The following is a 23,711-nucleotide window of genomic DNA, read 5'->3' on the forward strand; positions in this document are numbered from 1 at the left end:
GGCGAGGGTGTGATCACAGTGACGTCAGCCCGCCTCCTCCAGCCGGTCGGTGGCCGGCGGCGGGCTCGGCACCAGCGCCGAGATGCGCGCCCGCAGCTCCGCGCTCATCTCGTAGTCCAGCGCCGCGAGCGAGGGGGCCAGCTGCCGCGTGTTGCGGGCCGAGATGATCGGCATCGGGCCGGCCGGATGCGACGCGACCCAGGCGACGGCCAGCGTCGCGGGATCGGTCCCCTCCTGCCGCGCGAGATCGGCAAGGCCGGTCGCGGCCTCGTGCATCCAGCCGGGGGCGTAGCGGCGGGCATACATGCTGTTCTCGTCCAGCCGCCCGCGCGCGGCTTCCTGCGCGGCATTGCCGGCGTATTTTCCCGTCAGCAACCCGCCGCCGAGCGGCGAATAGGGCAGCACCGCGATGTCCTGGTCGGCGGCCATGGGCAGCAGCTCCACCTCGGCCTGCCGCTTGACGAGGTTGTACATCGGCTGGATCGCGTCGATCCGCGTGCCCATGCTTTGGGCGATGGCCTGCGCCTTCATCACCTGCCAAGCGGCGAAGTTCGACAGGCCGATGTGCCGGATCAGCCCCTCGGACTGCATCTGGGCGAGGGTGTCGATGGTCTCGTCCAGCGGCGTCTCGGGGTGGTGGCGGTGGATATAAAGCAGGTCGACGCTGTCCATGTTCAGCTGCCTGCGGCAATCCTCGAACTGGGCGCGGATCTCGACGGCGCTGGCATCGCCGTGGAAGGCGACCTTGGTCGCGATATAGAGGCTGTCGCGGATCGGCGCGGCGAGGCGCCCCAGGATCTGCTCGGACCGCCCGTCGGAATAGCCGACGGCGGTGTCGAAGTGGGTGATGCCGGCCTCGCGGCAGGCGTCCAGCATCGCGCGGCTCTCGCCCTCGTCGGCACCGGAGCCGAACTGCATCGTGCCGAAGGCGAAGCGAGAGACGGGGGCAGAGGATTCGAGTGTCAGCATGGGGCGAGCGTGGCACGCCCCGCGCCCTGGGGGAAGGGGGTAGGGCCGCCCCGGGACGGGACGGCCCGGGACGTCAGTCGGGGATCGCGGCCTCGATGCCCTCGACGTAGAAGTCCATCGACAGCAGCTGCTCGTCGGTCGCGACCTCGCCCTCGGCCAGCCACTGGGTGCCGTCGGCCTTGTTGATCGGGCCGGTGAAGGGGTGGTACTCGCCCGAGGCGATGCGGTCGATCAGGTCCTGCGCCTCGTCGCGGACGTCCTGCGGGATCGCGTCGGTCATCTCGCCGATGCCGACCATGCCGCTGTCGATGCCGCCCCAGGTATCGCTCGTCTCCCAGGTGCCGTCGATCAGCGCCTGCGTCCGCTCGATGTAGTAGTCGCCCCATTCGTCGATGATCGAGGTGACGCGCGGCATCGGGGCATAATCGCTCATGTCCGAGGCCTGGCCGAAGGTATAGACGTCGCCCGCCGCCTGCGCCGCCGCCTGCGGGGCGGTGGAATCGGTGTGCTGCAGCACCACGTCGGCGCCCGCGTCGATCAGGGCCTGCGCGGCCTCGGCCTCGGCGGCCGGATCGAACCAGCTATAGGCCCAGACGATGCGCATCTCGACATCCGGGTTCACCTTCTGCGCGTGCAGGAAGGAGGAGTTGATGCCGCGGATCACCTCGGGGATCGGGTAGGACCCGATGTAGCCGATGATGTTGCTTTCCGTCAGCTCGCCCGCGATCAGCCCCTCGACCGCGCGCCCCTCGTAGAAGCGGGAGCCGTAGACCGACAGGTTGTCGGAGGTCATGTAGCCGGTCGCATGTTCGAACTTCACGTCCGGGAACTGCTGGGCGACGTTGTTGGTCGCCTCCATGAAGCCGAAGGAGGTGGCGAAGATCAGGTCGGCGCCCTGCAGCGCCAGCTGCGTGAGCACGCGCTCGGCATCGGGGCCCTCGGGGACGTTCTCGATGTAGACCGTCTCGATCTCGTCGCCGAAATGCTCCTGCAGCTGCTGGCGGCCCTGGTCGTGCTGGTAGGACCAGCCCAGATCGCCCACCGGGCCGACGTAGATGAAGCCGACCTTCGGCACGTCGTCCTGCGCCGCGGCGACAGTGGCGATCCCGGCAAGGACGGCCCCGGCCGCCGCGCTCTTCAGCATGGTCCTGCGTTGCATCGGTCTCATTCTCCTCGTGATGATCCTGCCGTCATTGTGCGGCGTGAAAGGTCTTGCCCAGCGATCCGGGCGCGCGACCGGCCCGCAGTAGCACCAGCACCAGAATGGTGGCGAGGTATGGCGACATCTGCAGGTATTCGACCGGCACGCGTACACCGGCTGCCTGCAGATTAAGCTGCAGCACGGTGATGCCGCCGAAGAGATAGGCGCCGATGACAAGGCGCCCGGGCCGCCAGCTGGCAAAGACGACGATCGCCAAAGCGATCCAGCCGGCGCCGGCGGTCATCCCTTCGGTCCATTGCGGCACCCGCGCGAGCGACAGGTAGGCCCCGCCGAGGCCCGCGCAGGCGCCGCCGAAGGCGATGGCCATCAGCCGCACCCGCACGACGTGGTAGCCCAGCGCATGGGCGGCATCGTGGTTCTCGCCTACCGCGCGCAGGATCAGCCCGGCGCGGGTCCGGGTCAGTAGCCACCAGACCGCGACCACGAGGCCGAGGCCGAGGTAGACCACCGCGTCATGGCGGAACAGCATCGGCCCCAGCACCGGGATGTCGCGCAGGAGCGGCAGGTAAAGATCCGGCACCACCGGCCCGCGCAGCCCGACGTAGCCCTGACCGATCAGCGCCGAGAGGCCGAGGCCGAAGAGGGTCAGCGCCAGCCCAGTCGCGACCTGGTTGGACAGCAGCACCTGCGTCAGCAGCCCGAAGATCATCGAGACCAGCGCCCCGCCCAGCGCGGCCCCGGCAAAGCCCAGCAGCGGCGATCCGGTCGCCACCCCCACGGCAAAGCCGCAGACGGCGCCGGTGATCATCATCCCCTCGACCCCGAGGTTCAGCACCCCCGCCCGCTCGACCACCAGCTCGCCGATGGCGGCCAGCAGGATCGGCGTGGCGACCACCATGAGCTGCGCCAGCAGGATGACGGGATCGATGCCGCTCATGCGCGCGCCTTTCCGATGCGAGGCCGATAGGCCGTGAGCACGTCGATCCCCAGAAGGAAGAACAGCAGCATGCCCTGGAAGATCTGGATCGCCGCCACCGGCAGCGCCAGCTGCATCTGCGCCAGCTCTCCGCCGATGTACGTCAGCGCCATCAGGAGGCCGGCGGCAAGGATGCCAAAGGGGTTCAGCCGGCCGAGGAAGGCGACGATGATCGCGGTGAAACCGTAGCCCGCGCCAAAGTCGATCGACAGCCGCCCCGCCGGGCCCGCGACCTCGAACATGCCGGCAAGGCCGGCCAGCGCGCCGGAAAAGCCCATGCAGACCAGCACCAGCAGTCCCGGCCGGACCCCGGCGAAGACGGCGGCCCGCGGCGCGGCGCCGGTCAGGCGGATGCGGTAGCCCAGCTGGTGGCGGGCGAAGATGACCTGTGCCGCGACAACCGCGATCAATGCCGCCACCACGCCCCAGTGCATGCCGCTGCCGGGCAGGATCTCGAGGTTGGCGGCAGAGGGATATTGCGCGAGGTTCCGGCTGCCCGGAAAGCCGCGCCCCTCGGGGTTGCGCAGCAGGCCCAGCGCCATGGCAGCCAGCAGCGCCTCGGCGACATAGACCAGCATCAGCGAGGTCAGCACCTCGTTCGCGCCGAAGCGCACCCGCAGCACCCCCGGGATCAGCCCCCAGAGCAGCCCGCCCAAGGCGCCCGCCAGCACCATGGCCGGGAACAGCAGCACGCTTTCGGCCGGGTAGGCGGCCAAGGCCACGGCGGCGGCGCAGATCGCGCCGACGATGTACTGCCCCTCGGCGCCGATGTTCCAGATGCCGGCGCGAAAGCCCAGCGACAGGCCGGTGGCGATCAGGATCAGCGGCGCCGCCTTCACCAGAAGCTGCGGGCGCGAGTAGCCGGCATAGGGCCCGAAGAGCGGATCCCAGAAGATCGTGCGGATCGCCTCGACCGGGTCCTTGCCCAGCGCGGCAAAAAGCAGCCCGCCGGCCAGCATCGTCAGCAGGACGGCGATGAAGGGGGTGGCGAGGGCCCAGCCGCGCGAGGGCTCTCGCCTGCGTTCAAGGCGGATCATCCGGCCTCCTTAAGGTCATGCGCGCCGCCCAGCATCAGGCCGATCTCCTCGAGCGTGAGGCCGCGCATCGGGCGCGGCGCCGAAAGGCGCCCTTCGTTCAGCGCGCAGAAGCGGTCCGCGATCTCCATCAGCTCGTCGAGGTCCTGGCTGATGACGACGACGGCGGCGCCCTCCTGCGCGAGGTCGATCAGCGCCTGCCGGATCACCGCGGCGGCGGCGGCATCGACGCCCCAGGTCGGCTGGTTCACGACAAGGCATTCGGGCGCCTGAAGGATCTCTCGCCCTATGACGAATTTCTGCAGGTTGCCGCCCGACAGCGCCCGCGCGGCGGTGCCGGGGCCGGGGGTGCGCACGTCGAAGCGGTCGATCACCGCGCTCGCAAAATCCCGCGCCGCGCCCCAGCGCAGGAAGCCGCGATGCACGAGGCCGCGCCGCTGCGCGCCGGTCAGCATGGCGTTTTCCGTCAGGCTCATGTCCGGCGCGGCGGCATGGCCCATGCGTTCCTCGGGCGCAGCGCAAAGGCCCAGCGCGCGGCGCGCGTTCGGCCCCATGCGCCCGATCTCGGTGCCCTTTAGCGAGACCATGTCCGGCGCCACCGTCATCTCGCCCGAAAGGGCGGCGGTCAGCTCGTCCTGGCCGTTGCCGGCAACGCCGCCGATCCCGAGGATCTCGCCCGCGTGGACCGTTACCTCGATCTCGCGCAGCGGCGTGCCGAAGGCCTGCGGGGCCGGGGCCGAGAGGCCGCGCAGCGCCAGCACCGGCGCGCCCGGCTCGCGCGCGGCGCCCGAGGGGGCGGCGAAGCTGGCGCCGACCATCTGTTCGGCCATGGCGCGCGGCTCGGTCTCACGCGGGTCGCAGGTGCCGACGACGCGGCCCTGCCGCAGGATCGTCGCCGCCTCGCAAAACGCGCGGATCTCGCCCAGCTTGTGGCTGATATAAAGGATGCTCACGCCTTCCTCGCGCAGCTGGCGCAGGGTGCGGAACAGCACCTCGACCTCCTGCGGGGTCAGGACCGAGGTCGGCTCATCCATGATCAGCAGCCGCGGCTCCTGCAGCAGGCAGCGCAGGATCTCGACCCGCTGCCGCTCTCCGGCCGACAGCCCGCCGACGGTGCGCGCGGGATCGAGCGGCAGGCCGTAGCTGCGGCTGACCTCGGCGATCCGGTCCGAGAGGGCGCGCAGGCCGGGTGGATTCTCCATCCCCAGCGCGACGTTCTCGGCCACGCTGAGCGCATCGAAAAGCGAGAAGTGCTGGAAGACCATCGCGACGCCGCGCGCCCGCGCCTCGCGCGGCTCCGCCGGGTTATAGGGCTGGCCGTCCAGCACCATGCTGCCGCTGTCGGGCTGCACGAGGCCGTAGATCGTCTTGACGAGGGTGGATTTGCCGGCGCCGTTCTCGCCCAGAAGGGCGTGGATCTCGCCGCGGCCCACGGAAAACGAGATGTCGTCGTTTGCACGGACGCCGGGATAGGCCTTGCTCAGCCCGCTCAGCGTCAACAGCGCATCCGTCATCCCGTCCGTCTCTCCTGTTTCACACCGCCGTGAGACAGTAGCGTTGCCACGACCCCGACCGCAATGGCCTGCGGGTGCCGTCCGAGAGATGGATCGCCGATCGGGCAGGCGATGCGGGCGATGGCCTCGGCCCCGTGCCCCAGCGCGGTCAGCCTTGCCCGGAATCGCGCCGCTTTGGTGGCCGACCCGATCAGCCCGCAGGAGGCGAAGCCATGCCCCAGCAGCGCGTGGCACAACTCGAGGTCGAGCGCATGGCTGCGCGTCAGGATCAGGTGATCGGCGTCCCGCGGCGCGCGCGCCACCAGCGCCTGCGGCGTGGCCGCCGGGATGGCGGTGACGCCATGGGGCAGGGGATCGGGGAAAAGCTCGGGCGCGAGATCGACCCATGTGATCGCGATATCCGGCAGCGGCGCCGTGACCTGAACGATCGCCCGTCCGACATGGCCCGCGCCCCAGACCCAGAGCGGGCGGCGGGGCGAGGCGGAGGGCTCGATGATCCAGCCGTTCTCAAGGCGCGGCGCCGCGCCCGCCGGTAGCGCCGCGGCGCGCGCGGCGAGGGCCGGGGGCACCGGGCCTTCGGCCATCAGCGGGCGCACCGGGGGCAGGGGATCGGGCAGCGCCTCGAACCGCTCCCAGACCAGCCGCACGGCGCCGCCGCAGCATTGCCCCAGCGCCGGGCCCAGCGGGATGCGCGCCTCCTGCGCCGAAGGCCAGCCCGCGAGCATCGCCTGCGCCCGCTCCACCGCCATGAGTTCGAGGGCACCGCCGCCGATGGTCCCCTCCTGACCCTCTGCCGTCACCAGCATGGCGGTCCCGGCCTCGCGCGGGGCGGAGCCCAGCGTCTCGAGTACGAGGATGCGGACGATGCCCATGCCCGCGCCTAGCCGCGCGCCCGGCGCACCGCCGCCAGCACCCGCTCGGGCGTGGCGGGGGCGTCGAGCGCCGGTTCCGCCGGGCCGCAGGCCGCGCAGGCATCCGACAGGGCCAGGAAGGCCGAGATGCCCAGCATGAAGGGCGGCTCTCCCACCGCCTTGGAGCGGTAGATGCTCGCCGCCGGGTTCGGCTGGTCCCAGAGGGCGACGCGGAAATCGCGCGGCCGGTCCGAGCAGGCGGGGATCTTGTAGGTCGAGGGGGCATGCGTCTTCAGCGCGCCGCGCTCGTCCCAGACCAGCTCCTCGGTGGTCAGCCAGCCGGCGCCCTGCACGTAGCCGCCCTCGATCTGGCCGATGTCCAGCGCCGGGTTCAGGCTGCGCCCCGCGTCATGCAGGATGTCGCAGCGCAAAATTCGGTTCTCGCCGGTCAGCGTGTCGATCGCCACCTCGGTCACCGCCGCGCCATGGGCGAAGTAGAAGAAGGGCCGGCCCTGTCCCTTGATCCGGTCCCAGCTGAGATCCGGCACCTTGTAAAAGCCGGTGGCCGAGAGGCTGACCCGCGCCTCGTAGGCAATCTGCGCCGCGCGGGCGAAGCTGATGCGATCCCCGCCCACCTCGACGTGATCCTCGGCAAAGCGCACGGCGCGCGCCTCGCATTGATGCAGGCTAGCCAGCGCCTCGGCCATGCGGCCGCGGATCGCCTCGCAGGCCGCCTTGGCCGCCATGCCGTTGAGGTCCGAGCCCGAGGAGGCTGCGGTGGCCGAGGTATTGGGCACCTTCTGCGTATCGGTGGCGGTGATCCGCACGCGGGCCGGATCGACGCCGAAGACCTCTGCCGCGACCTGGGAGACCTTGCGGAACAGGCCCTGTCCCATCTCGGTCCCCCCGTGGTTCAGGTGGATGGAGCCGTCCTGATAGACATGCACCAGGGCCCCGGCCTGGTTCAGATGCGTCAGGGTGAAGCTGATCCCGAACTTGACCGGCGAGAAGGCGATCCCGCGCTTCAGCACCGGGCTGCCCGCGTTCCACTCCGTGATCTCGGCCCGCCGGGCGGCGTAATCGCTGGTCTCCAGCAGCCGGTCGGTCATGCCGTGCAGGACGAAGTCGGTCACTTCCATGCCGTAGGGCGTCGCATTGCGCGTCGCGGGGGCCACGGGCTCTCGCGGCAGGTCCTCGCCTGACCCGCGCGAGGCGAGGTCGGAATCCTCCGGCGCCTCCTGCCAGGTCTCGCCGGGCGCGACCTCCAGATGCGGGTGGCCCTGCTCGCCTTCGGTCATCGGCGCGTAGTAGTTCCGCCGCCGCACCTCCACCGGGTCGAGGCCAAGGTGCCGCGCGATCCGGTCCAGCGCCGCCTCGATGCCCAGCACACCCTGCGGCCCGCCGAAGCCGCGGAAGGCGGTGGCCGATTGCATGTTGGTCTTCAGGCGGTGCGAGGTGATGCGCGCGCTCGGCAGCAGGTAGGCATTGTCGGCATGCAGCATCGCCCTGTCGGCGACCGCCAGCGACAGGTCCTGGCTCCAGCCGCAGCGCGCGTATTGCGTGACGTCGAGGCCCTCGATCCGCCCCTCACCGTCGAAGCCGACCTCCCAGTCGATGCGGAAGTCATGCCGCTTGCCGGTGACGATCATGTCGTCGTCCCGGTCATAGCGCATGCGGCAGCTGCGCCCCGTCAGATGCGCCGCGATGGCGCAGGAGACCGCCAGCGCATTGCCCTGGCTTTCCTTGCCGCCGAAGCCGCCGCCCAAGCGCCGCGTCTCCACACGCACGGCGGCCATCGGCAGGCCCAGCGCATCGGCGACCTTGTGCTGGATCTCGGTCGGATGCTGGGTGGAGGAGGCGACATGCATCCCGCCATCCTCCTGCGGGCTTGCGAGCGCGGCCTGCCCCTCGAGGTAGAAGTGCTCCTGTCCACCCATCTCGATCCGGCCCTGCAGCCGGTGCGGCGCGCCCATGATGGCGCCGGAGGCATCGCCCTTGGTCCAGACGCGCGGGCCATCCTCGAAGCGGCTGTCCGCCTCGAGCGCCTGCTCGATGGTCAGGATCGGCGGCTCCTCGGCGATCTCGACCCGGCCCAGCCGCGCGGCCTTGCGCGCCTCGAGGTGGCTTTCGGCCACCACAAGGAACAGCGGCTGGCCGATGAAATGCACGGCCTTGTCGGACAGCAGCGGCTCGTCATGGGCGCCGGGCGCGACATCGACCGGGCGCGGCAGGTCGGCGGCGGTCAGCACCATGACGACACCGGGTGCGGCGCGCACCGCGTCCAGGTCCATCTTCGTGATCCGGCCCCGCGCGACATGGCTCAGCCCGAAGGCGAGGTGCAGCGCGCCCGCCGGGGCGGGGATGTCATCGACGTAGCGGGCCTGCCCGCTGACATGCAGCGGCCCGCTGTCGTGCGGCAGTGCCTTGCCGACGCTCACGAGCCCAGCTCCAGCACCGAGACGGGCGCCCCGCCGGCCTGCGCGAGATAGCGTAGCAGCAGCCCCTGCGCCGCCTCCATCCGGTAGCCGGAGGAGGCGCGCATGTCCGTCAGCGGCGCAAAGTCACGCTCCAGCGCGGGCAGGGCCGCCTCCACAGTCTCGGCGTCGAAGCGCTGCCCCTCCAGCGCCGCCTCCAGCGCCGCCGCCCGCTTCGGGATGCCCGCCATGCCGCCGAAGGCGATGCGCGCGGAGCGCACGTGGCCGCCCTCGATCGCCAGGTTGAAGGCGCCGCAGACCGCCGAGATATCCGAATCGAAGCGCTTGGAGATCTTCCAGACCCGGAATCCCGGCGCCTCGGCGGGCAGCGAGACCGCCTCGACGAATTCCCCCGCTTCGCGGTCTTGCTTGCCGTAATCGATGAAGAAATCCTCCAGCGCGATCTCGCGCCGCGCCTCGCCCTGCCGCAGGTGCAGCCGCGCCCCCAGCGCGATCAGCGCCGGCGCGTTGTCCCCGATGGGCGAGGCATTGGCGAGGCTGCCGCCGATCGTCGCGGCGCTGCGCACCTGCAGGCTGCCGTAGCGGCGGATCATCTCGGCATAGCTGGGGTAGGGTCCCGCCAGCACGCCCAGCAGCCGTTCCATAGTCACGCCCGCACCGATGCGCAGCCAGCCCTCCGCTTCCTCGATCCCCTGCAGATCGGTGCAGCCGTTCAGAAAGGCGACCTGCGGCAGCTCCCGCAGCCCCTTGGTCACCCAAAGCCCGACATCCGTCGCCCCGGCGACAAGCGTGGCCTCGGGATGCGCGACGTACCACTCGGCCAGTTCCTCGGCACTGCGAGGCAGAAAGACAGCCTGCTTACCCACCCGCGCCCCGCTGCCGCCCGCCGCTTCCGGCTCGTAGGCAGGCCGCCCGGCCGGGCCTTCAGGTGCATCCACCTCTTCATGTTTCTCCAAATACTCAAATCCGCCGCCAGAGGCCCGCGACCCCTTCAGGCCCCGCAGCGCCTCGGCATCCGCCGCGACCCAGCCCGGCACCGGCGCGCCTTCCGCTGCCTCGGCGGCCCGGACGATCGGTGCATAGCCGGTGCAGCGGCACAGGTTGCCGGCCAGCACGTCGTCGTGATCCCGCCGCCCCTGCGCATGGGCCGCGGCCATCGACATCACGAAGCCCGGCGTGCAGAAGCCGCATTGGCTGCCGTGATGGGTGACCATGGCCTCCTGTACCGGGTGATCGCCGCCCAGCCCCTCGACGGTGCGCACCGCCCGCCCCTCCAACTGCGGCAGAAGCAGGATGCAGGCGTTCAGCGGGCGCGGGCCGTCCTCTCCGGTGACCATGACGGTGCAGGCACCGCAATCGCCCTCGTTGCAGCCCTCCTTGGTGCCGGTCAGGCCGCGCGTCTCGCGCAGCCAGTCCAGCAGGGTGCGGGTGGCCGGCCCCTCGGCCTCGACCGGCCGGCCGTTGAGCAGGAATGAAACGGTCATGATGCTGACCCGCCGCCTTACCGGTTGTCCTTGGGTCTCGCGCGCCCTCGATGCGGCGTAGAGGGCGGGCCCCGTTCCCGCGATCAAACGCGAGGGGGCGCCGCTTGGCAAGGGCGGGAACGCCGCGCCGGGGGAACCATCGGTCAGCACGCGACCCAACAGCATCGGCACGATCACCGATTTCGTGGCGATCCCCGGCGGCCGCCTCCTCTGCGTTCTGGTCGAGACAGAGGACCGGACCGTCGCACTGCCGTGGCAGCTGATGAAGGTCGCGGCAGGCGCGGTCTCTGCGACGCAGACGGTGGCGGTGCTCAGGGGCTCGGACCGCTTGGCCGATCTGGCCAAGACGCTGCAGGCCGGCTGACCCGCGGGGAAGCGCGCCCTGCGGCAGGTTGCCCGTTTCCCCGCCCGCCGGGCGGGATTAGACAGGGGCCATGGCCTCTCCCCGATTCATCCACCTGCGCGTCCATACCGAGCATTCGCTGCTCGAAGGGGCGATTCCCGTCAAGAAGCTGCCCGGTCTCGCCGCGGGCGCGGGCATGCCCGCCGTCGCCCTGACCGACAGCAACAACATGTTCGCCGCGCTGGAATTCTCGGAATACGCCTCCAAGGCCGGGCTTCAGCCGATCATCGGCTGCCAGGTGGACCTGCGCTACCTTGAGCCGGAGCCGGGCAAGCAGCCTGCGGCCCCCGCGCCCATCGTGCTGCTGGCGCAAAGCGAGACCGGCTACGAGAACCTGATGAAGCTGAACACCTGCCTCTATCTCGGGCAGGACCGCGACCGCCCGCAGGTGCTGCTGGACGAGCTTCAGGCCCATGCCGAGGGGCTGATCTGCCTGACCGGCGGACCGGATGGCCCCGTCGGGCGCCTCCTGCGTGCCGGTCAGGCCGCGCCGGCGGAGGCGCTGTTGCGGCGCCTCGCGGCGATCTTCCCCCAGCGCCTTTATGTCGAGCTGCAGCGCCATCCGGGCGAGGGCGGCGCGCCCGAGGCAGAGCGTCTGACCGAGCGCGGCCATGTCGAGATGGCCTACGAGATGGACCTGCCGCTGGTCGCGACCAACGACGTCTATTTCCCGAAATCCTCGATGTACGAGGCGCATGACGCGCTGATCTGCATCGCCGAGGGCGCCTATGTCGACCAGCAGGAACCCCGCCGCCGCCTGACGCCGCAGCACTACTTCAAGACCCCCGAGGAGATGGCGACCCTCTTCGCCGACCTGCCCGAGGCGCTGGAGAATACCGTCGAGATCGCCCGCCGCTGCGCCTTCAAGACCTACAAGCGCGCGCCGATCCTGCCGAAATTTGCCGATGACGAGGTCGAGGAGCTGCGCCGACAGGCCAAGGAAGGGCTGGCCGCACGCCTTGCCGTCATCCCCCATGCCGCCCCGGTAGAGGACTACGAGAAGAGGCTGGAATTCGAGCTTGGCATCATCGAGTCGATGGGCTTTCCCGGCTATTTCCTGATCGTTGCCGACTTCATCAAGTGGGGCAAGGAGCATGACATTCCGGTCGGGCCGGGCCGCGGCTCGGGCGCCGGCAGCCTCGTCGCCTATGCGCTGACGATCACCGACCTCGACCCGCTGCGCTACAGCCTCCTCTTCGAGCGGTTCCTGAACCCCGAGCGGGTCTCGATGCCGGACTTCGACATCGACTTCTGCATGGATCGCCGCGAGGAGGTGATCCAATACGTGCAGAAGAAGTACGGCCGCGAGAAGGTCGCGCAGATCATCACCTTCGGCGCGCTTCTGTCGAAGGCCGCCGTGCGCGACGTCGGCCGCGTGCTGCAGATGTCCTTCGGCCATGTCGACCGCTTGTCGAAGATGATCCCGGTCGAGGGCGTGAAGCCGGTCAGCATCGAAAAAGCTCTCGCCGACGAGCCGCGCCTGCGCGAGGAGACGAAGGAAACCGAGCAGGACCGCCGCGAGGGGCGGCGCAATCCCGCCGCGCGCCTGTTCGAATATGCCCAGCAGGTCGAGGGGCTGTACCGCAACGCCTCCACCCACGCCGCCGGCGTGGTGATCGGCGACCGGCCCATCGACGAGCTGGTGCCGCTTTACCGGGACCCGCGCTCTGACATGCCGGCGACCCAGTTCAACATGAAGTGGGTCGAGCAGGCGGGCCTCGTGAAGTTCGACTTCCTCGGCCTCAAGACGCTGACGGTGATCCAGAACGCGCTCGATCTGATCCTGAAATCGGGCCGCCCGCTGCATGTCGCCGCCGATGGCACGCAGCTTTACGAACCCGCCGCCGGCGCGGAAAATCAGATGAACCTGATCCCGCTGGACGACGAGAAGACTTACAAGCTTTACGCCCGCGCCAAGACGGTCGCCGTCTTCCAGGTGGAATCGACCGGCATGATGGACGCGCTGCGGCGCATGAAGCCGACCTGCATCGAGGATATCGTGGCCCTCGTCGCGCTCTACCGGCCCGGCCCGATGGAGAACATCCCGGTTTATTGCGAGGTGAAGAACGGCCAGCGCGAGATCGCCTCGATCCACCCGCTGATCGACCACATCCTCGAAGAGACGCAAGGGATCATCGTCTACCAGGAGCAGGTGATGCAGATCGCCCAGGTCATGGGCGGCTATTCGCTTGGCGGCGCCGACCTGCTGCGCCGGGCGATGGGCAAGAAGATCAAGGAGGCGATGGACGCCGAGCGGCCCAAGTTCGAGGCCGGCGCCGCCGAGAAGGGCGTCGACAAGAAGAAGGCCACCGAGGTCTTCGACCTGCTCGAGAAATTCGCGAACTACGGCTTCAACAAGTCGCACGCCGCCGCCTATGCCGTGGTCAGCTACCAGACCGCCTGGCTGAAGGCGAACCACCCGGTCGAGTTCATGGCCGGCGTGATGAACTGCGATATCCACCTGACCGACAAGCTGGGCGTCTATTTCCAGGAGGTCCGCAAGGGCCTTGGCCTTGGCTGGGTGCCGCCTTGCGTGAACCGGTCGCAGGCGACCTTCGACGTGCAGGACGGCAAGCTGGTCTATGCGCTGGGCGCGCTCAAGAACGTCGGCACCGACGCGATGCGGCTGGTGGTCGAGGGGCGGGGCGAGAAGCCCTTCGTCAATCTCTTCGACCTCGCGCGGCGGGTGGATCTGAAACGGATCGGCAAGCGCCCGCTCGAGATGCTGGCGCGCGCCGGGGGCTTCGACGTGCTGGACCGCAACCGGCGGCGGGTGCTGCAGGGCCTCGATCCGCTGATCGCCTATTCGGCGGCGGTGCACGAGCAGCGCGGATCGAACCAGGTCTCGCTTTTCGGCGAGGCGGGCGACGACCTGCCCGAGCCGCGCCTGCCGCGCGTCGACGACTGGCTGCCCGCCGAGCGGCTGGCCGAAGAATTCGCCGCCGTCGGCTTCTACCTCTCGGGCCATCCGCTGGATGATTACCGCAGCGCGCTCAAGCGGCAGAAGATCATGATGCTCGACGAGGTGATGGAGCGGGCGCAGAAAGGCCCCTTCGTCGCCAAGATGGCCGGCACCGTCGCCGGCCGGCAGGAGCGGAAGTCGGCGCGGGGCAACCGCTTTGCCTTCGTGCAGTTGTCCGATCCGACCGGACAGTACGAATGCATGGTCTTCTCCGACACGCTTGAGACCAGCCGCGAGCACCTCGAAAGCGGCACCCATGTCGTCGTCGGCGTCGAGGCGACGATGGAAAGCGAGCAGCTGAAACTGCTGGCCCGCTCCGTCGCGCCGATCGACAGCGTCGTCACGCAAGGAGAGGTCTCGGGCCTGCGCGTCTTCGTCGAAGAGCCCGAGGCCGCGCAGCTTGTCGCCAAGGTGCTGGGGCAGGCCAAAGCCGAGAAGACGCGCGGCGGGCGCGGGCCGATCACCCTGTGCCTGCTGTCCGAGGGGCTGCCCGGCGAGGTCGAGATCGACTGCGGCGCCGGCTGGCCCGTCAGCCCGCAGATTCGCGGCGCCCTGCGCAGCCTGCCGGGCGTGGCCATGGTCGAGGATCTCTAGCCCGGCTCGGCGCCGGGTCGCGCAGTCGCCGGCGCCGCGGGTGACTCTGCGGCGCATCCGGTCTAGATCGCTCGGCACCGCAGCAAGGATCTGCCGAGGACGCGTGATGAAATCCCTGACAGCCGGGTTCGCCGGCACTGCCCTCTGCCTCGCCCTGGCGGGCTGTGCGCAGGATCCGCTCCGCGACGTCGAGCGGCTGAGCGAGGTGCCGCTGGGCGAGGAGGGCACCGCCGCCGCTGCCATCCCCGCCGAGGACGAGCGGGGCGAGGCGCCGCTTCTGCTGAGCCGGATCTTCTCCGGCACCCTCGATGCCGGCAACGATTTCGCCCCCGCGACCGAAAGCGGTCCTGTCGCCTTCGGCGAGGCGCGGCCGGTCTGCGGGCTGGACGCGGCGCAGCTGGGCACCGCCGTGGCGCAGCAATCGGGCTACGTGCTGCACGATCCGACGCCCGGCGAGACCGGCCTGCACCGGCAGTACGTCACCGGCTTTGCCGACGGCTGCCCGCGCGAGGTCATGGCGGCGCTGGGCGTGTTCGGCGATGTCGGCACGCACGAGGTCATCCGCTACGGCGATGGCGCCACCGACGGCTGGAGCCCGGCCGATACCGCCTATGAAGAGCTCAAGGCCCGGGTCTGCCGCGTGAACAGCGGCCAGCCCTGCGGCGGGCGGATTGATCGCCTTGCGCGGGAAACCGCCTTTCTCACCCTTTATGCCGCATTCGGCGATACGGGCCAGCATGCCGAACTGCTGTTGCATGATGGCACCGTTCTCGCCGGAGGCGTAAGTCCCTGAGGGCGGCACGTATTTCGCCTTTTGTTTAAACGATGTGCCTTTTCTTGGCCTTTCGCCGGTGATTGCCGCACAGTGGGGCAGGTTCCGGGGACAGCTGGCGCTTGCGACCCGCCAGCGGTGTCTCTAACCCGCAAGATGTATCGCCCGAACAGTCCACCGATCGGAGTCGGCTCATGTTAGAGTACAAGGAAGAGGCGCATGGCGCGGCTCTTGAGGATTTCCTCTGTTTCGCCGTCTATTCGACCGAGCATGCGCTGACGCAGCTCTACCGGCCCCTTCTTAGCGGGGTCGGCCTGACCTACCCGCAATACCTCGTGATGACCCTGCTGTGGGACCACGACGCCCGCTCCGTGGGGGAGCTCGGCCGTGCGCTGCAGCTGGATACCAGCACGCTTACCCCGATGCTCAAGCGGCTGGAGACGATGGAGCTTGTGCGCCGGAGCCGCGACAGGCGCGACGAGCGCGTGGTGCGCGTCTCGCTGACGCCGGACGGCGCTGCACTGCGCGAGAAGGCGCGCGAGATCCCCTCGCGGGTGCGCACCGCGCTCGACATGACCGAGAGCGAGCTGCGCGCCCTCAACACCCAGCTGCTGACGCTGCGCGACCGGATCAGGGCCGCGACCGACTGATCCCTACCAATGCGGCGGGCGCTGGTCGGCGAGGGTGACGCTGCTCTCGTCCTCCTGCTGCTCGGCGGCGCGCTCGTAAAGCCAGCCGACGCGGCGGGTCAGGATCGCGATCTCGCGCTCCTGCCGGGCTGCGACATCCGACAGATCGTCAAGGGCGCGGGTCAGATGGGCGATGCGCTCTTCAAGGGCGAGGGTATCGGTCATGAGGTGGCCTTCCGTCGTCGATGCGCGCCCTAGATGCGCCCTCATCCCCGCGGCGGCAAGGGGCGGGCCGCCCTGCGGCGAAAGGCGGGCCGCGGTTGCCGCTGGGCGCAGCCCGCGCTAACAGCACGCGCGGCAGCGACGGAGACCCGAGACATGGCCAAGGACAAGGTGCGGCGCCCCCGGGCAGAGACGCCCAAGGGATTTCGCGACTACTTCGGCGCCGAGGTCACGGCGCGGACCGAGATGCTGCAGGCCATCGGCCGGGTCTACCGCGCCTGGGGCTTCGACGCGCTGGAAACCAGCGCCGTCGAGACGGTCGAGGCGCTGGGCAAGTTCCTTCCCGACGTGGATCGCCCGAACGAGGGCGTCTTCGCCTGGCAGGAGCACGAGGATACCGACTGGCTGGCCCTGCGCTATGACCTGACGGCGCCGCTGGCGCGCGTCTTCGCGCAGTACCGCAACGATCTGCCGACCCCCTACCGCCGCTACGCCATGGGCCCCGTCTGGCGCAACGAGAAGCCCGGTCCGGGCCGCTTCCGTCAGTTCTACCAATGCGATGCCGATACTGTCGGCGCGCCCTCGGTGGCCGCGGATGCCGAGATCTGCGCCATGCTGGCCTCTGCGCTCGAGGCCGTGGGGATCGACCGCGGCGACTACCTGATCCGCGTCAACAACCGCAAGGTCCTGAACGGCGTGATGGAGGCGGCGGGCGTGCTCGACCCCGCCGACCCCAGCCGCTTCGAGGCCGAGCGCGGCATCGTCCTGCGCGCCATCGACAAGCTCGACCGCCTGGGCGAGGCTGGCGTGCGTGCGCTGCTGGGGCAGGGGCGCGAGGATGAGAGCGGCGATTTCACCAAGGGCGCCGGGCTGGCGGAGGAGCAGGCCGAGCTTGTCATCGGCTTCACCCAGGCGCGCCGCGACACGGCAGAGGCCACGCTTGCCCGCCTGCGCGAGCTTGTCGGCACCTCTGCCACCGGCGCCGAGGGCGTCGACGAGCTTGAGACCATCGCCGGGCTGCTGGCGGCGCAGGGCCTCGGGGACCGGGCGCTGATCGACCCGTCGGTCGTGCGCGGCCTCGGCTACTACACCGGCCCCGTCTTCGAGGCAGAGCTGACGTTTCAGACGCTGGACGAAAAGGGCCGCCCGCGGCAGTTCGGCTCCGTCGCCGGGGGCGGGCGCTACGACGACCTCGTGAAGCGCTTCACCGGGCAGGCGGTGCCGGCGACCGGCATCTCGATCGGCGTCGACCGTCTTCTCGCAGCACTACAGGCGCGGCGCGCGCAGGCCGCGGCGCCCGCCGGGCCGGTGGTGGTGACGGTGATGGATCGCGAGCGGATGGCCGATTACTTCGCCATGGCCGAGGAACTGCGCGCCGCCGGCATCCGGGCCGAGGTCTATCTCGGCAATCCGAAGAACTTCGGCAACCAGATGAAATACGCCGACCGGCGCGGCAGCCCCGTCGCGGTGATCGAGGGCGGCGATGAAAAGGCGCGCGGCGTGGTGCAGATCAAGGACCTCGTGCTGGGGGCCGAGATCGCCAAGAATGCTTCGCTGGAAGAGTGGAAGGACCGCCCCTCCCAGGTCGAGGCGCCGCGCGATCAGCTGGTGGCGCAGGTCCGCGCCATGCTGGAGGGATCATGATCCCCGCCGTGCCCGCCAGCGCCCGCGCCGAGGCGGCGCGGCTTACGGCCCTGTTCCGGGCCGCGGGGGCAGAGCCGGTCGAGACGCCGATCCTGCAGCCGGCCGAGACGCTGCTCGATCTTTATGGCGAGGATATCCGCGCTCGCGCCTATGTCACCGCCGACCCGCTGCGCGGCGAGATGATGCTGCGCCCCGATTTCACCGTGCCGGTGGTGCGGATGCACATGGCCGAGGGCGGCGATCCCGCGCGCTACACCTATGCCGGCGAGGTCTTTCGCCGGCAGGAGACCGATCCCGAAAGGCCGGTGGAGTTCCTGCAGGTCGGCTTCGAGCTCTTCGGCGGGGACGATCCCGCCGCCGCCGATGCCGAGGTCTTCAGCGCCATCGCCTCTGCGCTCGAGGGGCTGGCCCTGCGGCCCTCGACCGGCGACATTGGCCTGCTGCGGGCCGCGGTCGAGGGGCTTGAGACGACGGCGCCGCGCAAGGCGGCCCTGATGCGGCACCTCTGGCGTCCGCGCCGCTTCCGCACCCTGCTGACCCGCTTCGGCGGGCAGGCCGCGCCCGATGCCGCGCGCGCCGCGCTTCTGGCCTCTGCCGATCCGCTGGGCGGCAAGGGGCCGGGCGCCGGCCCCGAGATCGGGCTTCGCAGCGCCGAGGAGATCGCCGCCCGGATCGAGGCCCTGCGCGAGGATGCCGCCGCCCCGCCGATCCCGGCGGAGCAGATCGCCCTGATCGACGCCATCCTCGATCTGTCCGAGACCGCGCCCAATGTCCTGAGCGCGCTGCGCGACATCGCCGTCGACCTGCCGGCCATCGGCCCGGCGGTGCAGGGGCTGTCCGCGCGGATGGAGGCGCTGGCGGCGCGCGGCATCGACGTCGATGCCCTGCCGTTCGAGGGCAGCTTCGGCCGCACCTCGCTGGAATACTACGACGGTTTCGTCTTCGGCTTCTCGGCGCCGGATCGCCCCGACCTGCCGCCCCTCTCCACCGGCGGGCGCTACGACGCGCTGACCCGTGTGCTGGGCGGCGGCAAGGGCGTGCGCGCGGTCGGCGGGGTGATCCGCCCCGAACTGGTGGCCCGGGTTCAGGAGGGCAGGGCATGAGCATCCGCCTCGGCGTGCCGTCCAAGGGGCGGCTGATGGACAAGACCTTCGACTGGTTCGGCGCGCGCGGCGTGACGCTGAAGAAGGCCGGGCACGACCGCGGCTATGCCGGCGCCGTCGAGGGGATCGAGGGGGTCGAGCTGGTCCTCCTCTCCGCCTCGGAGATCCCGCGCGAGCTGGCGCAGGGCCGGCTGCACCTTGGCGTCACCGGCTCCGACCTCGTGCAGGAGGGGATCGCGGGCTGGGACCTGAAGCTGCGGGTGCTGGCGCCGATGGGCTTTGGCGGCGCGGATCTGGTGATCGCGGTGCCGCAGGCCTGGGTCGATGTCGAGGGGCTCGAGGATCTCGACGCGGTCTGCGCCGATTTCCGGCGCCGTCACGGCATGCGCCTGCGCATCGCGACCAAGTATCACCGCCTCGTGCGGGAGTTCCTGCGCGAGCGGGGCGTGGCCGATTACCTGCTGGTCGACAGCCAGGGCGCGACCGAGGGCACCGTGCGCAACGAGACCGCCGAGGCCGTGGCCGACATCACCTCCACCGGCGAGACGCTGCGCGCCAATGGCCTCAAGGTGCTGCCCGACGGGCTGATCCATGCCAGCCAGGCGACCCTGTTCAAAAGCCGCGAGGCGCCCTGGATGACCGAGGATCGCGCCCTGCTGGACCGGCTGACGGCGCAGCTGGGCGTCTGATCGCAGGGGCGGGATCGCAGGCGCAACGGCCTTCGCCAGCAAAATTCGAGTCCGGGCGGAACCTTACGCTGAACCAAGCGGTTTGAAAGGCAACGACGCGCAACGTAGCGCGTCCCCTTACTAGGAGATACGTTATGAACGCCCTTCTCAAAACCGCCGCCGCCGTTTCGCTGACCTTCGGCATGGCCGGCGCCGCCTTCGCCCAAGCCGACGATGCCGACATCGAGATGGATCCCTCGGACATCGGGTCGGAAGCGGTCATCATGACCTGCGAGACCTTCCTCGACCTCGACACGCCGGACCAGCTGGCCGTCGTTGACGAGCTGCACGTGATGTCGATGCAGCCCGAGACCGGCGAAGACGCCGGCGAGAACCTCAACGACACCGCGACCGGCAACGCCGACGTGAACTCCGTCGTCGACGCCTGCTCCGGCAACGAGCCGATGCGCGTCTCGGAAGTCATGAGCACCATGACCGGCGACATGGTTCAGGACAGCCAGTAAATTCAGCGCCCATTAGGGCCCGACATGCGGCGCGCCTTCGGGCGCGCCGTTTTGCGTTGTGAGGTCGGACGTCTCGGGGATTGCCCCTAGAGCACGCCGATCTCGGCGAGCGCGCGCGAGAGGGCGGGCGGCAGCTCGTCATCCTCGGCCCGGTAGGCGCCCAGATCGCGCGGCGCATTCGCCGGCTCGAGATAGCGCCAGCCCTGGAAGGGTTTTTTCAGCGTCGGCGCGGTGCGGATCAGCCCCGGCTCGCAGACGATGGCGCAGCGGCGCACCCCGTCCGCGCCCGTGACCTCGTCGAGGCGGGCGATGGGCTGGCGGCACAGGATGCTGCCCTTGATCACCCAGTAGATCGACCCGCCGTCCAGCACCTCGGCCTCGCGCTTTGGCCACATGCGGGTGACGTGGCGCGGCAGACCGTCGGCGGTCTGCGCCGCGCGCTGCGACTGCCAGGCCTCGAGGCCGGCGACATCCTCGGTTCCCACCGACAATTTCAACAGGTTGATCATCCGCCGCACCCCCAATGCGAGGGGGCGAACCTAGCCCCGGCAGTGCCCCGACACAAGGCGGCGCCCTGCCGCAGGGCGGGGCAGGGACGCTGCCTCAGGCCGTCTCAGGCCTGGTCGGGGGCGGCATGGGCGCCGTCGTCCGGCGCCTTGGGCGTGAAGCGCTGGACGACGCGGGTGAAGCCCGCGACATAGGTCAGCGCCACCGGCACCACCACCAGCGTCAGCAGGGTGGAGCTGATCAGCCCGCCGATCACCGCATGGGCCATCGGCGCGTTCTGGCCCGATCCGCCGTGGATGTTCAGCGCCAGCGGCAGCATGCCGAAGATCATCGCCAGCGTCGTCATGACGATGGGCCGGAACCGCGTCATCCCCGCCTCGACCAGCGCGTCATACAACGTCCAGCCCGCGCGGGTGTGCTGGTTGGCATTGTCGACCAGCAGGATCGCGTTCTTCACTACGAGGCCCATCAGCATGATGAAGCCGATGACCGAGAACATATTGAGGGTGGAGCCGCCCACCAGCAGCCCCAGCATGACCCCGATCAGCGAGAGCGGCAGCGCCGCCATGATCGCCACCGGCTGCAGGAAACTGCCGAACTGCGAGGCGAGCACGAGGTAGATGAAGATCACCGCCAGCAGCAGCGCCGTCGCGGCAGAGGTGCCGGCCTCGGCCAGGTCCTCCGCCTCGCCGCCCGAGGAGATGCGGTAGCCCGGCGGCGTGTCGACGGCGGCGATCGCCGCCTGCACCGGCCCGCCCACGGCGCCCAGCGTCGTGCCGGCGGCGAGGTTGGCCGAGACCTCGACCTGCCGGGTCAGGTCGAGGCGGTTGATCTCGGCCGAGCTGGCGCCCTGGGTGATCCGCGCGACCTGGTCGAGCGTGATCATCTGCGCCCCGCCGGTGCCGCCCGTGGCATCCGCGGCTGCCGGGGCGATGGGCAGGGCGCGCAGCCGGTCGAGATCGTTGCGCACCGCCTCGGGCAGCTGCACCACGACGGTGAAGGTGCGCGCATCGGGGGCGGTCCAGTCGGTGACCTCTTCTCCGCCCAACATCGGGCTGAGGGCATTGCCGATCTGCGCCAGACTCAGGCCCAGATCGCTCGCCGCATCGCGGTCGACCTCGACGCTCAGGATCGGCTGCGTCTCGGCGAGGCTGGATTCGACGTCGAGGAGGCCGTCGATGCCGCGCATTTCCTCGGCCAGCTGCTGTGCCAGCCGCTCGAGCACGGCGATGTCGTCGCCGTAGAGGTTGACGACCACCGGCTTCGACACGCCGCCGAGGCCGCCCGCCGCGCTGACCACCGGATCGATCCCGGGGATCGAGGCCAGCGCCCGGCGCACCGGCTCCACCATCTGGACGGGGGTACGCTCGCGCTCGGTCGAGGGGGTCATGGCGGCGATGATGGTGGCGGTATTCGTGCCCGAGGCCGAGGTGCCGGAGTTCACCGTGGCATAGGTGCCCGTCACCTCGTCGAAATCGCGCAGCACGCCGTCGACCTGGGCGATCTTCATCGCGGTGTAATCCAGCGAGGATCCCGGCGGCGTTTCGATCTGCACCTGGAACTCGCCCTCGTCGGCGGCGGGGATGAACTCCACCCCCACCAGCGGCGCGAGGAAGAAGCTGCCGATGAAGGCGCCGAGCGCGATCCCCAGCGTCGCCAGCCGGTGCTTCAGCGACCAGCGCAATACCGACAGGTACCGGCGCGAGAGCCATTCGAAGCCCCGGTCGAACTGGTTCACGAGGCGCCCGACCGGCCCGCGCTTGCGGTCCGGATCGCCCGCCGGGTCGTACCAGACCGAGGACATCATCGGATCGAGCGTGAAGGCCACGAAGAGCGAGATCAGCACGGCGACCGAGACGGTGACGCCGAACTGCAGGAAGAACTGCCCGATGATTCCCTCCATGAAGGCCACGGGCAGGAAGACCGCGACGATCGACAGCGTGGTCGCCAGCACCGCGAGGCCGATCTCGTTGGTCCCGTCGAGGGCCGCCTGCCGGTGGCTCTTGCCCATGTGCAGGTGGCGCATGATGTTCTCGCGCACCACGATGGCGTCGTCGATCAGCAGCCCGACGGCGAGGCTGAGCGCCAGCAGCGTCATCAGGTTCAGCGTGAAGCCCAGCACCCAGATCAGCGTCATCGTCCCGATGATCGAGATCGGCAGTGTCAGCCCGGTGATCACCGTCGAGCGCCAGGAATTGAGGAAGAGGAAGACGATCAGCGTCGCGAGAACCGCGCCCTCGATCAGCATGTCCTGCACGTTCTCGTAGGATTCCTCGACGCTGACGGAGTTGTCGCGCACCACCTCTAGGGTCACGCCCTCGGGCAGGCCGTCCTCGTTCAGCTCGGCCACTTTCTCGCGGATGGCCTCGGCGACGGCGACGGTGTTGGAGCCTTGCGTCTTGACCACGTCGATGGCCAGCGCGCGGCGCCCGTCGAGCACGGCGAGGCTGTCGATCGAGGCTTCGCCTTCCTCGAGCGTGGCGATGTCGCCAAGCCGCACGGGCTGGCCGCCGCGGCGCGCGACGATCAGGTCGAGGAACTCGTCGCGCTGCTCGATCTGCCCGGCGACCTGCAGCGACTGCTCCTCTCGGCCCAGATCGACCGAGCCTGCGGGCAGATCCCGGTTCTCGGACGAGAGGGCGCCGACGACCTCGGTCACGCCGATGCCGAAGGCGGTCATCCGGTCGGGGTCGAGCAGGATCTCGAGCTGGCGCGGCACGCCGCCCACGACCGAGGCCCGGCCCACGCCGTCGATGACCGAGAACTGCTGCGCGATGGTATCCTCGGCCAGCTCCGTCAGGTCGCGCGGGGCCATGGTCTCGGAGCTGAGGGCGACGGAGATGATCGGCAGCTCTGCGGGATCGAAGCGCAGGACCAGCGGGTCGTCTGCCCCGTCGGGCAGGGTCGGCCGGACGCTGGCCATGTTGTCGCGCACGTCCTGCACGGCGACGGCGGTGTCGACGTCCATGTCGAACTGCATGACGACCAGCGCCTGGCCCGACTGCGCCGTCGACTGGATGGAATCGATCCCGCTGATCGTGTTCACCGAATCCTCGATCGGCTCGATCACGTCCGCTTCCACCGCCTCGGGCGCGGCGCCGGGGTAGGAGACGACGACCGCGACGACCGGAAACTCGATATCGGGATATTGCTCGATCGGCAGCTTGGTGAAGGCGTAGCCGCCGATCACCATCAGCGCGACCATGATCATGGTTGCGAAGACGGGCTGGTTCACGCTGATCCGGGTCAGGAACACGG

19 protein-coding genes are annotated in these 23,711 nt (G+C 70.0%); 8 read left to right on the top strand and 11 right to left on the bottom strand.

Annotated features, from left to right (window positions below; genetic code table 11):
- Positions 1-24: 24 nt before the first annotated feature.
- From DFP88_RS01190 to xdhA, 8 genes are all read right to left on the bottom strand, one after another.
- Positions 25-969, bottom strand: coding sequence for an aldo/keto reductase (locus DFP88_RS01190; RefSeq protein WP_110812618.1), 945 nt, complete (start codon positions 967-969; stop codon positions 25-27).
- 73 nt (positions 970-1,042) lie between these two features.
- The gene (locus tag DFP88_RS01195) at positions 1,043-2,128 is read right to left on the bottom strand and encodes a BMP family ABC transporter substrate-binding protein (RefSeq protein WP_110812619.1); all 1,086 of its coding nucleotides are present in this window, start codon (positions 2,126-2,128) and stop codon (positions 1,043-1,045) included.
- A 31-nt stretch (positions 2,129-2,159) separates the two neighbouring features.
- On the bottom strand, positions 2,160-3,068 hold the full coding sequence (locus tag DFP88_RS01200; RefSeq protein WP_110812620.1) for an ABC transporter permease: 909 nt from the start codon (positions 3,066-3,068) through the stop codon (positions 2,160-2,162).
- Positions 3,065-4,144, bottom strand: a complete 1,080-nt coding sequence (locus tag DFP88_RS01205) for an ABC transporter permease (RefSeq protein ID WP_110812621.1) — start codon at positions 4,142-4,144, stop codon at positions 3,065-3,067. The genes DFP88_RS01200 and DFP88_RS01205 overlap by 4 nt, the downstream gene beginning before the upstream one ends.
- Positions 4,141-5,655 (bottom strand): ABC transporter ATP-binding protein, encoded by a 1,515-nt coding sequence (locus DFP88_RS01210; RefSeq protein WP_110812622.1) that lies wholly within the window; start codon positions 5,653-5,655, stop codon positions 4,141-4,143. Before DFP88_RS01210 ends, DFP88_RS01205 begins: the two co-directional genes overlap by 4 nt.
- Entirely contained in the window at positions 5,652-6,527 is an 876-nt protein-coding gene (gene xdhC, locus DFP88_RS01215; protein ID WP_110812623.1) for a xanthine dehydrogenase accessory protein XdhC, read from the bottom strand. Before xdhC ends, DFP88_RS01210 begins: the two co-directional genes overlap by 4 nt.
- An 8-nt stretch (positions 6,528-6,535) precedes the next feature.
- The gene (xdhB, locus tag DFP88_RS01220) at positions 6,536-8,944 is read right to left on the bottom strand and encodes a xanthine dehydrogenase molybdopterin binding subunit (protein WP_110812624.1); all 2,409 of its coding nucleotides are present in this window, start codon (positions 8,942-8,944) and stop codon (positions 6,536-6,538) included.
- Entirely contained in the window at positions 8,941-10,425 is a 1,485-nt protein-coding gene (gene xdhA / locus DFP88_RS01225; protein WP_110812625.1) for a xanthine dehydrogenase small subunit, read from the bottom strand. The genes xdhB and xdhA overlap by 4 nt, the downstream gene beginning before the upstream one ends.
- Positions 10,426-10,609: 184 nt before the next feature.
- Here xdhA and DFP88_RS01230 point away from each other — a divergent pair, with 184 nt between their 5' ends.
- The 4 genes from DFP88_RS01230 (at position 10,610) to DFP88_RS01245 (ending at position 15,806) form a co-directional block, all read left to right on the top strand.
- Positions 10,610-10,789: a hypothetical protein gene (locus tag DFP88_RS01230; protein ID WP_110812626.1), complete on the top strand. Its 180-nt coding sequence runs from the start codon at positions 10,610-10,612 to the stop codon at positions 10,787-10,789.
- 70 nt (positions 10,790-10,859) lie between these two features.
- Entirely contained in the window at positions 10,860-14,384 is a 3,525-nt protein-coding gene (gene dnaE, locus DFP88_RS01235) for a DNA polymerase III subunit alpha (protein WP_110812627.1), read from the top strand.
- Between the two features lie 106 nt (positions 14,385-14,490).
- A complete protein-coding gene (locus DFP88_RS01240; protein WP_110812628.1) occupies positions 14,491-15,177 on the top strand; it encodes a hypothetical protein in 687 nt (228 codons plus the stop codon).
- Positions 15,178-15,350: 173 nt separating this feature from the next.
- Complete coding sequence (locus tag DFP88_RS01245; RefSeq protein ID WP_110812629.1) at positions 15,351-15,806, top strand: MarR family winged helix-turn-helix transcriptional regulator; 456 nt, start codon at positions 15,351-15,353, stop codon at positions 15,804-15,806.
- 3 nt (positions 15,807-15,809) lie between these two features.
- On the opposite strand, the gene DFP88_RS01250 is transcribed toward DFP88_RS01245, so the two are convergent.
- Positions 15,810-16,010 (bottom strand): SlyX family protein, encoded by a 201-nt coding sequence (locus tag DFP88_RS01250; protein WP_110812630.1) that lies wholly within the window; start codon positions 16,008-16,010, stop codon positions 15,810-15,812.
- 153 nt (positions 16,011-16,163) lie between these two features.
- On the opposite strand from DFP88_RS01250, the gene hisS reads away from it, so the two are divergent.
- From hisS to DFP88_RS01270, 4 genes are all read left to right on the top strand, one after another.
- On the top strand, positions 16,164-17,651 hold the full coding sequence (gene hisS / locus DFP88_RS01255) for a histidine--tRNA ligase (RefSeq protein ID WP_110812631.1): 1,488 nt from the start codon (positions 16,164-16,166) through the stop codon (positions 17,649-17,651).
- A complete protein-coding gene (locus DFP88_RS01260; RefSeq protein ID WP_110812632.1) occupies positions 17,648-18,754 on the top strand; it encodes an ATP phosphoribosyltransferase regulatory subunit in 1,107 nt (368 codons plus the stop codon). Before hisS ends, DFP88_RS01260 begins: the two co-directional genes overlap by 4 nt.
- Positions 18,751-19,443 (top strand): ATP phosphoribosyltransferase, encoded by a 693-nt coding sequence (gene hisG, locus DFP88_RS01265; protein ID WP_110812633.1) that lies wholly within the window; start codon positions 18,751-18,753, stop codon positions 19,441-19,443. The genes DFP88_RS01260 and hisG overlap by 4 nt, the downstream gene beginning before the upstream one ends.
- Before the next feature lie 134 nt (positions 19,444-19,577).
- Positions 19,578-19,946, top strand: a complete 369-nt coding sequence (locus DFP88_RS01270; protein WP_110812634.1) for a hypothetical protein — start codon at positions 19,578-19,580, stop codon at positions 19,944-19,946.
- 86 nt (positions 19,947-20,032) lie between these two features.
- Here DFP88_RS01270 and DFP88_RS01275 read toward each other — a convergent pair whose 3' ends face one another.
- Entirely contained in the window at positions 20,033-20,455 is a 423-nt protein-coding gene (locus tag DFP88_RS01275) for a DUF1489 family protein (RefSeq protein ID WP_425450797.1), read from the bottom strand.
- A gap of 104 nt (positions 20,456-20,559) precedes the next feature.
- The gene (locus DFP88_RS01280; protein ID WP_110812636.1) at positions 20,560-23,709 is read right to left on the bottom strand and encodes an efflux RND transporter permease subunit; all 3,150 of its coding nucleotides are present in this window, start codon (positions 23,707-23,709) and stop codon (positions 20,560-20,562) included.
- Positions 23,710-23,711 lie beyond the last annotated feature (2 nt).

The sequence above is a fragment of the Pseudoroseicyclus aestuarii genome (genome assembly GCF_003217255.1).
Classification (GTDB): Bacteria; Pseudomonadota; Alphaproteobacteria; order Rhodobacterales; family Rhodobacteraceae; genus Pseudoroseicyclus; species Pseudoroseicyclus aestuarii.

What these genes read in the sequence shown, in the direction of transcription:
- DFP88_RS01190 (WP_110812618.1), bottom strand. Translation starts at nt 969, where the DNA reads ATGCTGACACTCGAATCCTCTGCCCCCGTCTCTCGCTTCGCCTTCGGC.
- DFP88_RS01195 (WP_110812619.1), bottom strand. Translation starts at nt 2,128, where the DNA reads ATGCAACGCAGGACCATGCTGAAGAGCGCGGCGGCCGGGGCCGTCCTT.
- DFP88_RS01200 (WP_110812620.1), bottom strand. Translation starts at nt 3,068, where the DNA reads ATGAGCGGCATCGATCCCGTCATCCTGCTGGCGCAGCTCATGGTGGTC.
- DFP88_RS01205 (WP_110812621.1), bottom strand. Translation starts at nt 4,144, where the DNA reads ATGATCCGCCTTGAACGCAGGCGAGAGCCCTCGCGCGGCTGGGCCCTC.
- DFP88_RS01210 (WP_110812622.1), bottom strand. Translation starts at nt 5,655, where the DNA reads ATGACGGATGCGCTGTTGACGCTGAGCGGGCTGAGCAAGGCCTATCCC.
- xdhC (WP_110812623.1), bottom strand. Translation starts at nt 6,527, where the DNA reads ATGGGCATCGTCCGCATCCTCGTACTCGAGACGCTGGGCTCCGCCCCG.
- xdhA (WP_110812625.1), bottom strand. Translation starts at nt 10,425, where the DNA reads ATGACCGTTTCATTCCTGCTCAACGGCCGGCCGGTCGAGGCCGAGGGG.
- dnaE (WP_110812627.1), top strand. Translation starts at nt 10,860, where the DNA reads ATGGCCTCTCCCCGATTCATCCACCTGCGCGTCCATACCGAGCATTCG.
- DFP88_RS01240 (WP_110812628.1), top strand. Translation starts at nt 14,491, where the DNA reads ATGAAATCCCTGACAGCCGGGTTCGCCGGCACTGCCCTCTGCCTCGCC.
- DFP88_RS01245 (WP_110812629.1), top strand. Translation starts at nt 15,351, where the DNA reads ATGTTAGAGTACAAGGAAGAGGCGCATGGCGCGGCTCTTGAGGATTTC.
- DFP88_RS01250 (WP_110812630.1), bottom strand. Translation starts at nt 16,010, where the DNA reads ATGACCGATACCCTCGCCCTTGAAGAGCGCATCGCCCATCTGACCCGC.
- hisS (WP_110812631.1), top strand. Translation starts at nt 16,164, where the DNA reads ATGGCCAAGGACAAGGTGCGGCGCCCCCGGGCAGAGACGCCCAAGGGA.
- DFP88_RS01260 (WP_110812632.1), top strand. Translation starts at nt 17,648, where the DNA reads ATGATCCCCGCCGTGCCCGCCAGCGCCCGCGCCGAGGCGGCGCGGCTT.
- hisG (WP_110812633.1), top strand. Translation starts at nt 18,751, where the DNA reads ATGAGCATCCGCCTCGGCGTGCCGTCCAAGGGGCGGCTGATGGACAAG.
- DFP88_RS01270 (WP_110812634.1), top strand. Translation starts at nt 19,578, where the DNA reads ATGAACGCCCTTCTCAAAACCGCCGCCGCCGTTTCGCTGACCTTCGGC.
- DFP88_RS01275 (WP_425450797.1), bottom strand. Translation starts at nt 20,455, where the DNA reads ATGATCAACCTGTTGAAATTGTCGGTGGGAACCGAGGATGTCGCCGGC.